Raw genomic sequence first — 12,109 nt, forward strand, 5'->3', positions numbered from 1 at the left:
ACCTCGGGACACTTCACGGGCGGTGATTGAATTGTGACGATTTGTCATATAATTAGGCTCATGTCCGGCATTCCGGGCATCAGGAAATGTGCCCCATGCGAGGAGACGGCCCGTGTTCGCTGAAGTCCAGGTGCTGATGGCGGAAACGCTGCGGATCCCGGCGACCGAGATCCACCCCCAGGGGTCGCTGGCCGACCTGGAGATGGATTCGCTCGCCATGGCGGAACTCTGCGTCGTACTGGAGACCAAGTACGGCGGCAAGGTGAACGGCGACCGGCTCGCCCAGGCCAAGACCGTCGACGAGCTGGTGACGCTCGTCGAGGCGGGCCTGACCCGGTGACCTCGGGCTGCCGAACCGGCGCGGGCGCCGACACGGGGGTCGCCGTCACCGGTCTCGGGCTGGTGACGTCGGCGGGCGTCGGCGTACCGGCCGGCTGGGAGGCGATCTGCGGGGGGCGCGGCACCGCAAGAAGGGAAACGGTCCCGACGACCGGGCCCGGGCAACCGGATGCCACGTACCTGACCTGCCGCGTCCCCGACTTCGACGCCGACGCCCTCCTCGGTGCCCCACGCGCCCACCGGCTGGAGCGGTTCAGCCAGTTCGCTCTCGTCGCCGCCATCGAGGCGCTCGCCGACGCCGGGCTCGACCCCAAGGACTGGGACGGCGGCCGGGTCGGGGTGGTCATCGGGAACTCGACCGGCGGGGTCCACGCGTACACGCTCGCGCAGCAGACCATCGACCGCACGGGGCCGCACGCCGTGTCCCCGCTCATGATGCCGCTCTTCCTGTCGAACATGGTCGCCGGGCAGGCCGCCATCGCCTTCGGGGCGACCGGGCCCTGCATGGTGGTCAGTACGGCCTGTGCTTCCGGCGCCACCGCCATCGGCACCGCGCGCGACCTGCTGCTCGCCGGGCGCTGCGACATCGTCGTCACCGGGGGCACCGAGGCCGCGCTGACCCCTGTCGTACTGTCCGGCTTCGCGCAGCTCGGGGCGCTCGCCGGGACGGACGGTGAAGCGGCCTCGGCGTCCCGGCCGTTCGACACCGCGCGCGACGGATTCGTGATGGCCGAGGGTGCGGGCATCCTCGTCCTGGAGCGGGAGGCGCACGCCCGGGCCCGGGGCGCCCGGGTGCACGCCCGGCTGGCCGGGTACGGAGCCGCCGCCGACGCCCACCACGCGGTGGCCCCGCACCCCGAGGGTGCCGGGCTCGCGGCGGCGGTCCGCGAGGCGCTGGCCGACGCCGGGCTCGCCGCCTCCGATGTGGACCACGTCAACGCCCATGCCACCGGTACCCCGCGAGGCGACGCGGTAGAGGCCCTGACCCTCTCCCGGCTGCTGCCGCACCGCCCCCTGGTCACCTCCGTCAAAGGCGTCGTCGGCCACACCCTGGGCGCGGCGGGCGCCATCGAAGCGGTGTGCTCGGTGCTGTCCGTCGCCCACGGCACCGTCCCGCCCACCGCCAACCTCGCCGAGGCGGACCCCGGGAACGACCTCGACATCGCCCGTACCGTCGTACGCCGCAAGGTCGATGCCGTCGTCACCACCTCCGTCGGCTTCGGAGGGCAGAACGCGGCCCTGGTGGTGACCGCGACATGACGGTGAGTGCCGGGCGGACCACGCCCCCGTACGCCCGGCTGCGCCTGCTCCGCCCGCGAGCCGCCGGCCGGGGGCTGCGGCTGCTCGCGGTGTACGTCGCCCGGTTCGAGGTGCCGACGCTGGTGGCGGCGGCCCTGGGGCGGGTCAGGAGCGCGCGGGACAGCGAGGAGTTGCTGGCGGGGCTCACCCACCGGCTGTTCGGCGACGGGTTCCGGCGGGCCGGACTCGTCCTGGACACCTCGGACGGGCTGCCGATGCCCGCCGCCGACCGGCCCGTCGTGATGTTCCTGCGGCACTCGGGGCCGCTCAACTTCCACCTCGGGGCGTGGCTCGTCTGCCGGACCCTGGAGCGCGGCCTGCTCAGCGTGGGCCGTTCGCTGCCCGGACGGGACCCGGCCGTCGGCATCCTCACCCGACCCCTGAAGGTGGAGCTGATCCGCTGGGAGGCGAGCGGCCCGGTCCGGGCCATGCGGCTGCTGATCCGGCACGCCCGCGACCTGACGCCGCGCGAGGTGCTCGCGTACTTCCCCGAGGGCGTGAACATGACGGCCGCAGGACGCCGCCGCGCGCTCGCCGACCTTGAGCGTACGGACCCCCAACGGGCCCGCTGGGCAGCGCAGTTGACGTACGTCCTGCCTCCGGTGGTGGCCGGGGCGGCCCGGGTCCTCGCGGAGGCCCGGGAAGCCGACGTCCTGGTCGTCGGGCACACCGGCCTGGAGGACCTCCTCGGTGGCACCGTCGACGTCGGCTACCCGCCGCGCACCGACCGCCGCGACCACCGGGTCCACCTCACCTGGTGGCACACACCCGCCGAGGACGTACCCCGCGAGCCCGCCGCCGCCGGTGCCTGGCTCGACGCGCGGTGGGCGGAGATGGACGAGTGGATCGCCCGCAAACGCGGGACCGCCGCGCCACTCCGCACCGCAACCCTGGATCCGCACCCGCACCCGCACCCGCACGCGAATTCACACCCGCACCCGAATCCGCACTCACGCCCGCACCCGCACTCACCCCCCACCGGGAGCCGCCAGCCATGACAGACGAGAACCCCCAGCCCCCCGCCCGCGTCGCCTTCGTACTCGGCGGCGGCGGAGCCCTCGGCGGGTACCAGGCCGGTATGGTCCGGGCCCTGTTCGAGCGCGGCATCGTGCCCCAACTGGTCATCGGCACCTCCATCGGCTCCGTACAGGGCGCCATGATCGCCAGGAACCCCAGCGCGTCCGTCTGCGACGAAATGGAGGACTTCTGGCGGGACTTCGTCTCCAGCAAGGCCATGCGGCTCAACGCGCGCAGCATCCTCAACGCCCTCACGCTGCAGCCGGCGGTCAACTCCAACGACGTCGTCCGCCGCATCCTCGCCGACCACCTCGGGGCCACCACCCGCATCGAGGACCTGGCCGTGCCCTACCAGGCCACCGCAGCCTCCATCGAGCGGGCGACCGTCCGCTACTTCGACTCGGGACCGCTGCTGCCCGCCGTGATGGCGTCCTCGGCCATCCCCGGACTGTGGCCGCCGATCCGGATCGGCGACGAGCACTACATGGACGGCGGCGTCGCGGAGTCCGTTCCCCTCTCCCGCGCCATCCGCAGCGGTGCCACGACCGTCTACGTCCTGCGCATGCGGCAGAAGGAGAAGGCGCTCAAGCCGGCCCGCTTCCCCTGGCAACTGGGCACCACCGTCCTTGAGTTGTCCCGTCGCCACCACCTCCACCAGACCCTCAACAGCAGACCCGACGGGGTGACGGTGCACGTCCTGCCCAGCGGCGAGAACCTTATGGAGCCGCCGGACAACGGACTGCGCACCACCCTGCGCGAGGAACTCGCCACCATCCACGCGCGCGTGGACAGCGGCTACCGCGCGACCAACCGCTTCCTCGACGACCTCGCCCAGCAGCGGCCGAGCACCCCGCGCCGCAGCACTCCCGCCCCCTCGGCGCGCCCCCGCCCGCTGACCCCCTTCGTCGAGGAGAAGCTCCGCGCGCACTTCGACGTGTACGCCGACACCGCCCCGGCCGTCGGCGTCGACGACTTCCGCCGCACCGCCCGGCGGATCGCGGAGGACTTCGGCGTCCGCGACGGCAGCGCGCACGCGCGGGGACTGCACGAGGCGTTCGGCACGTACTGGCGGAACCTCTCGGGAGAGGAGGCAGAAACGGGGAAGGGGGCGGGCCAAGGGACGGGGACGGGCGCGGGCGCGGGGGCGGACAAGGGCGCCGAGACCGTGACGCTGGACCGCGAGGCGTTCGGCAAGGCCCTGGCCCGGCTGACCGCGACCCCCGCCGCGTACACCACCCACCTCCTGCCCGTCGTCACCGCGATCCTCAACGCCGCCGACCACGACAACGACGGCTTCCTGAACCCCGCAGAGACCCGCCGCCTGCTGCACACCCTGGGCGTCGACGAGTCCGAAAGCGAGCTGATCGCCGCGCGGTTGGACACCAACGGCGACGGCGTCACCAGCCTCGACGAACTCTGCGAGGCGTTCCACGACTACTTCACCAGCAGCGAGCCCGGCTGTGTCGGCAACCTGGTGTTCGGCGGCGCCGGGATGGCCGGCAGGCAACGGAGGAATGGACTCCGGGAGTCCTGAGATGAACAACTCCTGGTGGGCGCCGCACAAATGGCGCGCCCCGGCCTCTTCGTAGGACAGTGCTCCCATGCGGATGAGGAGCAGAGCATGAGCAACACGAACAGCGGCGGCGGGAACCCGGCGGGAAGCGCGGAAGGCCCGGAAGGCCCGGAAGGCCCGGGCGAGCTGCGGCGCGGCCTCGGCGTGGCCGACGCCGTGGTGATCGGACTCGGGGCGATGATCGGCGCCGGGATCTTCGCGGTGCTCGCCCCCGCCGCCGCTGCCGCCGGATCCGGACTGCTGATCGCCCTCGGGATCGCTGCCGTCGTCGCGTTCTGCAACGCCACCTCCTCCGCCCGGCTCGCCGCCCGCTACCCCGCATCGGGCGGTACGTACGTCTACGGGCGCGAGCAACTCGGCGAGTTCTGGGGCTACTTGGCGGGCTGGGCGTTCGTCGTCGGCAAGACCGCTTCCTGCGCGGCGATGGCGCTGACCGTCGGCGCGTACGTCTGGCCGGACCAGGCGCACGCCGTCGCGGTCGCCGCCGTCGTCGCCCTGACCGCCGTCAACTACGCCGGGATCCAGAAGTCCGCATGGCTCACCCGGACGATCGTCGGCGTCGTGCTCGCCGTCCTCACCCTGGTCGTCTTCGCCTGTCTGAGCAGCGGCGACGCCCATGCGACCCACCTGGACTGGGGCACCGAAACCACCTGGACCGGGCTGCTCCAGGCCGCCGGACTGCTGTTCTTCGCGTTCGCCGGGTACGCCCGCATCGCCACCCTCGGCGAGGAGGTCCGCGACCCGGGCCGCACCATCCCGCGCGCGATCCCGCTCGCCCTCGGCATCACCCTCCTCGTGTATGTCGCCGTGGCCGTCTCCGTACTCGCGGTGCTGGGCCCCGACCGCCTCGCCCACTCGACCGCGCCGCTCACCGAGGCGGCGCACGCCGTCGGCGCCGACTGGCTGGCCCCCGTGGTCCGCGCCGGAGCCGCCGTCGCCGCCCTCGGCTCGCTGCTCGCGCTGATCCTCGGCGTCTCCCGCACCACCCTCGCGATGGCCCGCGACCGCCACCTGCCGCACCCGCTGGCCGCCGTGCACCCGCGCTTCCAGGTCCCGCACCGGGCCGAACTCGCGGTCGGCGCGGTGGTCGCGGTGCTCGCCGCGACCGTGGACGTACGCGGCGCGATCGGCTTCTCCTCCTTCGGGGTGCTCGTCTACTACGCCGTCGCCAACGCCTCGGCATTCACCCTCGGCCGCGCCGAGGGGCGGCCGGTGCGGGCGATTCCGGTGGTGGGGCTGGTGGGGTGCCTGGTGCTGGCGTTCACGCTGCCGGCCGCGTCGGTGGCCTGGGGATCGGCGGTACTGGTGCTGGGCGTGGCCGTCTACGGGGTGCGGCGACGCTTGCGCTGAGCGGGGTCGGCATACTGGGGCCGCGCGATCTCCGTCCGGATCAGCGACCGAACCGCCCACCGGCCAACGGCCACCGCAGAACCGCAGGAGGAGCCATGTCCGCCACCTTCAGGACCGTCATGGAAGTGCACCCCGACCACCTCGACCAGGCGAGGGCCATGGACCGGGTGTTCCAGGAGGCCATCGCGCCCGCGACCGTCAACTTCGACTTCGGGAACATCAGGGAGGCCGCCTCGGCCATTCCCGACAGCTCCGTCGTCAAGCTGGTGCGCGGCTGGGGGCTCCAGGAGACCGCGCCCGTCGCGGTCATGGCCCTGTCCCTCAAGGAAGCCGTACGGCAGGCCCTGCCCGGCGAGTTCGCCGACGCCTCGTTCTGGGGGACCGTCGAGCGGGAACTCGTCGGCGCCTTCAGCGGGCTCGGGGAGCAGCGCGGCGGGCCCGGACTCTCGTACTACGAGGAGAGCCCGGACCGCACCGGCTACTACCGCGACCTGTTCTTCGCCCTCCAGGGCGAGGAGACCGGCGGGCACATGTACGCGATCGCCTTCTGCATCGACGTGAGCGTCGGGCTCGGGCGTGCGCAGGCGGACGCGCTGGAGCTGACGGACGTCGCCCCGTACCGGATCCGGCTCAACGCCATCGTCGTACGGCAGGAACTGCGGCTCGCGGCCTGACCGTTCACGACCTCCCCGGCGCTTCCTGTACTGAGCTCGCCCTGCCCGTCAGGCGTTGAAGGGGCCGCCCTCGGCGAAGACCCGCTCGGCGAAGCGTTCGCCCATGCGGCGGTGGGTGGCGGCGTCGGGGTGGATCTGGTCGGGCAGGGGGAGTTCGGCGAAGTCCTTCTCGCCGTACATCTCGCGGCCGTCGAGGTAGTACAGGTTCGGGTCGGCGGCGGCGCGCTGGGCGACGATCGCGGACAGTGCGGCGCGGATGCGGGTGAGGGTCAGCCGGGTCGGGTCCCCGGGGTCGCCCGTCGCCGTGAACTGGAGCCGGCCCTCGCCGATGTTGCTGAAGTCCGGCATGGCGGGGCCGGGGGTCTCCTCATGGATCGGGCACAGCACGGGCGAGACGACCAGCAGGGGCGCCGTCGGGTGGCCCTCGCGGATCGTGTCGAGGAAGCCGTGCACGGCGGGGCCGAAGGCGCGCAGCCGCATCACGTCGAGGTTGGCGAGGTTGATGCCGATCTTGACGCTGATCAGGTCGGCGGGGGTGTCCCGCATGGCGCGTGCCGTGAACGGGTCGAGCAGGGCGCTCCCGCCGAAGCCCAGGTTGACCAGCTCCACCCCGCCCAGCGACGCGGCCAGCGCCGGCCAGGTCGTGGTCGGGCTCGCCGCGTCCGAGCCGTGGCTGAGCGAACTGCCGTGGTGCAGCCACACCTTGCGGCCGTGCTCGGCGACCGGCTCGACGGGCGCGTCGGTGCGCAGGGCGACCAGCTGGGTCGTCTCGTTGAACGGCAGCCAGATCTGCACCTCCTTGTCCCCGTCGGACAGCCCGTCGAAGCGGACCGTGCCCACCGGGCCCGGGATCGTCTCGGCGGAGCCGGTGGACATGTCGATGCGCAGGACGTTGCCGCCGGAGACTCCCGACTGCCCGGCCGGGCTGCCGTCGACCAGCAGGTCGTACGTCCCGTCGGGCCGGGGCGGGGCGCCCACGTACGCCAGCTTGGTGCGCAGCGCGTCCAGTTCGACGACCGTGGCCCGGGTACGGAACACCAGCCGCACACCGGACGGCTGGGCCTCCGCCATGGCCAGCTGGCCGTCGGGGATCTGCTCGCGCGCCCACGCGGGCAGCCGGTGCGGGAGCACACCGTGCTCGGTGGTCTCCAGGTCGAGTGCGCCGCGCACGAGAGCGGCGGTGACAGGGGTGGTGATCAGGCCGGGGGTACCGGGGAGCGGGGGGTTCATGCCCCCAGCTTGCCAAACCCCTGGCGTCCCAGAGGCCGGTGGGGTTATGCTCCCGGCGATGACTACTTCTCCTCTGCACGGATCGGGGGTCTCGTACGCTCAAGGTGAGTGCTGATGCTCACTGAGATCGCGAACGAGGACTTTCCCGCTTTCCTGCGGCGCCCGGCCCTTCCGGACACCACTCTTCGGAGCACTTCTCCTTCGAACAGCACCGTCCTCCGGAACACCGCTCTCCGGCGCCCCTCATTCTGGCCGCGCGTGCGTGAATTCGCCGTGCCGCCCGCCATGATCGAAGCCGCTACCGCTCGCCGCCTGGCCGGTGACTGGGCGGGTGCCTGTGCTGCCGCGGGCTTCGACGTCGACCTCAACCTTCGTACGGTGGCGGACACTTGGGGCTCCGAGCTGGCCGCCCTGGTCCGCGACGACCTCCGCCATCTGGCACCCGACCTGCTGCGCTGGCACCTGCCCCGAATCGCCCCTGACGGACTCCTGCGCCCCGGCCTCACGATCGCCCTCGCGAGGTACGGAGGGGTACGGCTCGTGGTCCGGACGCCGCCCGCCTGGGCGGACGCGGGGCAACGGGTCAGCCTCGCGCTGTGGGAGGGCGGGGGCGGGGCGGCGGCTGCCGCGAGCCCGTTCTCCTCCCGGTATCCCCATCCGCATCCCGACCCCAGGTTCCGGCTCGATCTGCACCGCCACACCTGGGACACCCGGCGGTCCGCCGAACTCAGGGCCAGGTCGGGTGCCGAACTGCCGCTCTCCGAAAGTGGAGTTGAGTGGACCGACGGCGCCTCGGAGGTGGTGCCGGAGGGGTATCCGTGTGCGGTCGACCGGTGGGCGGAGGAGGTGGGGATCCTGCTGCGCGCCGAGGGGCGGACCGCGGGCCTCGCCACCGTACGGCTCGGGCAGCGGCGTCGGCTGTTGCTCGAACTGGCGTCGGGTGAGGGTGGATTGCGGGTCTCGATGTTGTCCGCGGACAACACGGATCTGTTGTCCGCGGACAACAAATCGGCCGCACCGCCCGTCCTTCCCGTCCTGCCCGACGCGGCGACCTGGGTGCTGCCCGACCTCGAACTCCTGCGTACCGGCGAGATCGAGGCCGACCGGCTGCACCCGCTGGTCGCCGCCGCCCTCGTACCCGACGCACCTGTGGTACGGAGCGGTGGGACGTCGGCGCCGTACCGGCCGGGGGAGCCGCGCATCGTGGACTGCCGGGGCGCCCGGCACCGGATCGGACTGGTCGACGGGGTCCTGGTGCCGCTCGACCACGACCCGGCCGAACTCCGCCGCGAGGAACTCCTGGTCGGCCTGAACGGCCCCCCGCTGCCCTGCCTGCGCGCCATCGACGACGCGCACCGCAGCCCCGAATGCCTCAGCGGCGTCCGCGAACGCCTCGCCCACGGTGACATCGCCGGAGCACTGGCCGTCGTCGAAGGCCTGCTCGGCCCCGAAGCGCTGCTGCGTGACGGCGCTCTGCGGGACGAACTGGAGGCGGTCGCGCGCCGGAAGGTCGCGTACGGGATGTTCCGGGCGGGCCTGGGCGAACCAGGGGCCGGGCGCAGGCGGCGGCGAAGGGGCAAACCCGACTGGGTCGGACCCTACGACCGCTACCAGTCGCGCCCCACCCGTCGCCGCTGAGCTCAGCGGCCCTGCAGTTCTTCCTGAACTCCGTCACTTCCCTGAACTCCGTCACTTCTCACACCCAAGGTGATCCCCTATGACTACGTACGCCCTGCCTGCCATCGAAACGCCCTCTTTCTCCCCTTCTGTCCCGCCCTCGGTGGCGTCCGAACTCGTCGTCGCCGGTGAGCTGCTGGGCCTGCTCCGCGACACCACGACCGAGCCCAGGCCCGACACCCAGCTCGAAGCGCTGACGCTCGCCGTCGCCGCCGACCTGCCCGTCCTGCTGTGGGGCGAGCCCGGTATCGGCAAGACCGCCGCCCTCACCCAGCTCGCCGAGTCCCTGGACCTGCCGCTCACCACGGTGATCGCCAGCGTGCACGAACCGTCCGACTTCTCCGGGCTGCCGATCGTCGGCGACGACCCGGCGGAGCAGGGCGTTCCGATGGCGCCGCCGGACTGGGCGGTGCGGCTGGTGCGGGCCGGGCGGGGGCTGCTCTTCCTCGACGAGCTGTCCACGGCGCCGCCCGCGGTGCAGGCCGCACTGCTCCGTCTCGTACTGGAGCGACGCATCGGCGCGCTCAAGCTCCCGCCCGGGGTGCGGATCGTGGCCGCCGCCAACCCCCGCTCCTCGGCCGCCGACGGCTGGGAGCTGAGCCCGCCGCTGGCCAACCGCTTCGTACACCTGCTGTGGACGCACGACCACGAGGTGGTGGTACGCGGTCTGGGCGGGACGTGGCCCCGGGCGACACTGCCGAAGCTGGACCGCGAGAAGCTGCCGGAGGCGGTGGAGTACGCGCGGCGGGCCGTGTGCGGGATGCTCGCCGCCCGGCCCAAGCTGGTGCACCGGCTGCCCAGCAGCGAGACCCGCAGGGGCGGGGCGTGGCCCTCGCCGCGCAGCTGGGACATGGCGCTGACCCTGATCGCGTTCGGGACGGCCGCCGGGTCGAACCGCGACGTGCTGTCCGAACTGGTCAGGGGCACGGTCGGGGACGGCCCCGGGCTGGAGATGCTGGCCTATCTGGACCGGATGGACCTGCCGGACCCGGAGCTGCTGCTCGCCGATCCGGCCGGCGCCGAACTCCCCGAACGCGGTGACCTGAGGCAGGCCACCCTGGACGGGGTGGTCGCGGCGGTGCGCAACCGGCCGGACAAGGCGCGCTGGGACGCGGCCTGGCAACTGCTCGTACGGGCGATGGAGACCGGCGCGCCGGACCTGATCGTCGTACCCGCGACGACACTGGCCTCGCTGCGCGAGGAGAACTGGGAGGTACCGGACACCATCGAGCGGCTGGCCGGGGTGGTGGGGCTGTCGCGGCGGGCGGACCGGGCGGCGGGACGGGCGGCCGTGAAGGTGGCCGAGGCGGCGGAGAAGGCGGCGGGCCGATGAGGGGGGCCGGGGTGGACGGCGCGACGGCGGGGCTGCGGCCGTCGCCGGCCGATATGCCGACTTCGAGGCGGGCAGCGGGAGTTGAGGGGGAGGGGGCGGTTCCTTCGGCTTCTTCGGGGAGTGAGGGGCCGGCGCGCAGGGCTGCCACGGGTGCCGCACCGGCCACGTCTGCCGCACCAGGCGCATCTGCCGCGCCCGCCGGACCCCACGCGCCCGCCGCGCCCCTCGTCCCCGCGGCGGACGCGCTCGACTACGACAAGCTCTTCGCGGCCCGGCTCACGGCGGCGCGTGCCCGGCCGTATCTCGCCACCGCGCTCTTCGCCCTGCATGTCGTGGCGGACCGGGCGGTGCCGACGATGAGCGTCGACGCGTACTGGCGGATGTACGTTTCTCCGGCGTTCGTGGACGCGACGTCCGAGGAGGAGCTCGCCAGTGTGTGGGTGCACGAGGTGTCGCACCTGCTGCGCGACCACCACGGGCGGGGCGAGCGGTTCGCCAAGGAGCACGGGCTGACCGGGCCGGGGGAGCGGTTGCGGATGAACATCGCCGCGGACTGCGAGATCAACGACGACGCGTTCGGCGACGGGCTGGTCACACCCGAGGGTGTGGTCACTCCGGGGCTGCTGGGGCTCCCGGACGGGGAGCTGATGGAGGACTACCTGCGCCAGTTCCGGCTCGGCCCGCTCACCCAGAGCATGGTCTGGCTGGACTGCGGCAGCGGTGCCGACGGCCGTACAAGGCCCTGGGACCTGGGCCCGGAAGGGGCCAACGCACTCAGCAAGCAGCAGCGGGACTCGGTCCGGTTCCGGGTGGCGCAGGGCATCAAGGGGCGCCCCGGCGACGCCCCTCAGGGGTGGCAGCGCTGGGCGAAGCAGGCGTTCCACCCGCCGCAGCCCTGGCGGGAACTGCTGGGTGCGGCGATCCGGGCGGCGGCGGGTTCGGGGGCGGGCGACGACTACTCGTACGGCCGCCCCGCCCGCCGGTCGGCCGGGCTGCCCGGGGTCGTCCTGCCCAGTCTGCTGCGTACGCCGCCCCGGGTCTCGGTGATCATCGACACCTCGGGATCGGTCAGCGACACGGAACTGGGCACCGCTCTCCTTGAGGTCGCCGCCATCGCCAAGGCGGTCGGCGGGCGGCGCGATCTGGTCTCGGTGGTGTCGTGCGACGCGGCGGCCGGGGTCGCGCACCCGCTGTGCCGTGCGGAGGGGATTCCGCTGGTCGGCGGAGGCGGTACGGATCTGCGTTCCGGTTTCGCGCGGGCGCTGCGGGCCCAGCGGCGCCCGGACGTGATCGTGGTGCTGACGGACGGCCAGACACCGTGGCCGTCGTCGCGGCCGCCGTGCCGGACGGTGGTCGGGCTGTTCCCCCGGCTGAACGTACGCACCGACTGGGACGAGTCCGACCCCGACTACGTACCGGACCGGCCGCCGGAGTGGACGCGGGTGGTGGAGCTGGGGTAGTCGCGGGGCAGGGCCTGCCCCGGCCCACCTCGGCCCCCATTACCGCCTGTGACATATGACTGCAACAAAATCTCGTACAACCCTTCTGCATACTCGAACGTCTGACCGTGCAACGCCTGTGGAGGGCGGGAAGAGATTGTCGACAAATTTCCATCCC

At 73.0% G+C, this 12,109-nt stretch carries 10 protein-coding genes; 9 read left to right on the forward strand and 1 reads right to left on the reverse strand.

The window, feature by feature from the left end:
- The first annotated feature begins 112 nt into the window (after positions 1–112).
- The 6 genes from ACZ5PB_RS27050 (at position 113) to ACZ5PB_RS27075 (ending at position 6,252) form a co-directional block, all read left to right on the forward strand.
- The gene (locus tag ACZ5PB_RS27050) at positions 113–340 is read left to right on the forward strand and encodes an acyl carrier protein (protein ID WP_468694419.1); all 228 of its coding nucleotides are present in this window, start codon (positions 113–115) and stop codon (positions 338–340) included.
- Positions 337–1,599: a beta-ketoacyl-[acyl-carrier-protein] synthase family protein gene (locus ACZ5PB_RS27055; protein ID WP_468694421.1), complete on the forward strand. Its 1,263-nt coding sequence runs from the start codon at positions 337–339 to the stop codon at positions 1,597–1,599. Before ACZ5PB_RS27050 ends, ACZ5PB_RS27055 begins: the two co-directional genes overlap by 4 nt.
- Positions 1,596–2,636 (forward strand): hypothetical protein, encoded by a 1,041-nt coding sequence (locus tag ACZ5PB_RS27060; RefSeq protein WP_468694423.1) that lies wholly within the window; start codon positions 1,596–1,598, stop codon positions 2,634–2,636. The genes ACZ5PB_RS27055 and ACZ5PB_RS27060 overlap by 4 nt, the downstream gene beginning before the upstream one ends.
- Entirely contained in the window at positions 2,633–4,189 is a 1,557-nt protein-coding gene (locus tag ACZ5PB_RS27065; protein WP_468694425.1) for a patatin-like phospholipase family protein, read from the forward strand. The genes ACZ5PB_RS27060 and ACZ5PB_RS27065 overlap by 4 nt, the downstream gene beginning before the upstream one ends.
- Before the next feature lie 87 nt (positions 4,190–4,276).
- Positions 4,277–5,578 carry an APC family permease gene (locus tag ACZ5PB_RS27070; protein ID WP_468694427.1) on the forward strand — a complete coding sequence of 434 codons (1,302 nt, stop codon included), beginning with the start codon at positions 4,277–4,279 and terminating at the stop codon, positions 5,576–5,578.
- Positions 5,579–5,673: 95 nt separating this feature from the next.
- Positions 5,674–6,252, forward strand: a complete 579-nt coding sequence (locus tag ACZ5PB_RS27075; RefSeq protein WP_468694430.1) for a Type-2Aa cytolytic delta-endotoxin — start codon at positions 5,674–5,676, stop codon at positions 6,250–6,252.
- A 48-nt stretch (positions 6,253–6,300) separates the two neighbouring features.
- Here the strand turns inward: ACZ5PB_RS27075 and ACZ5PB_RS27080 are convergent, their stop codons facing one another.
- Complete coding sequence (locus tag ACZ5PB_RS27080; RefSeq protein WP_468694432.1) at positions 6,301–7,482, reverse strand: GDSL-type esterase/lipase family protein; 1,182 nt, start codon at positions 7,480–7,482, stop codon at positions 6,301–6,303.
- 258 nt (positions 7,483–7,740) lie between these two features.
- Between ACZ5PB_RS27080 and ACZ5PB_RS27085 the strand changes: the two genes are divergently transcribed.
- The 3 genes from ACZ5PB_RS27085 to ACZ5PB_RS27095 all read left to right on the forward strand — a co-directional run bounded on the left by ACZ5PB_RS27085 (position 7,741) and on the right by ACZ5PB_RS27095 (position 11,952).
- On the forward strand, positions 7,741–9,120 hold the full coding sequence (locus tag ACZ5PB_RS27085) for a hypothetical protein (protein ID WP_468694433.1): 1,380 nt from the start codon (positions 7,741–7,743) through the stop codon (positions 9,118–9,120).
- 79 nt (positions 9,121–9,199) lie between these two features.
- Positions 9,200–10,492, forward strand: a complete 1,293-nt coding sequence (locus ACZ5PB_RS27090) for an AAA family ATPase (RefSeq protein ID WP_468694434.1) — start codon at positions 9,200–9,202, stop codon at positions 10,490–10,492.
- On the forward strand, positions 10,489–11,952 hold the full coding sequence (locus ACZ5PB_RS27095) for a vWA domain-containing protein (protein ID WP_468694436.1): 1,464 nt from the start codon (positions 10,489–10,491) through the stop codon (positions 11,950–11,952). The genes ACZ5PB_RS27090 and ACZ5PB_RS27095 overlap by 4 nt, the downstream gene beginning before the upstream one ends.
- Positions 11,953–12,109: the final 157 nt, after the last annotated feature.

Source organism: Streptomyces sp. NPDC032721 (genome assembly GCF_055579625.1).

Excerpts from the sequence above, each read along its gene's own strand:
- ACZ5PB_RS27060 (WP_468694423.1), top strand. The coding sequence starts at position 1,596 with ATGACGGTGAGTGCCGGGCGGACCACGCCCCCGTACGCCCGGCTGCGC.
- ACZ5PB_RS27070 (WP_468694427.1), top strand. The coding sequence starts at position 4,277 with ATGAGCAACACGAACAGCGGCGGCGGGAACCCGGCGGGAAGCGCGGAA.
- ACZ5PB_RS27065 (WP_468694425.1), top strand. The coding sequence starts at position 2,633 with ATGACAGACGAGAACCCCCAGCCCCCCGCCCGCGTCGCCTTCGTACTC.
- ACZ5PB_RS27095 (WP_468694436.1), top strand. The coding sequence starts at position 10,489 with ATGAGGGGGGCCGGGGTGGACGGCGCGACGGCGGGGCTGCGGCCGTCG.
- ACZ5PB_RS27080 (WP_468694432.1), bottom strand. The coding sequence starts at position 7,482 with ATGAACCCCCCGCTCCCCGGTACCCCCGGCCTGATCACCACCCCTGTC.
- ACZ5PB_RS27090 (WP_468694434.1), top strand. The coding sequence starts at position 9,200 with ATGACTACGTACGCCCTGCCTGCCATCGAAACGCCCTCTTTCTCCCCT.
- ACZ5PB_RS27075 (WP_468694430.1), top strand. The coding sequence starts at position 5,674 with ATGTCCGCCACCTTCAGGACCGTCATGGAAGTGCACCCCGACCACCTC.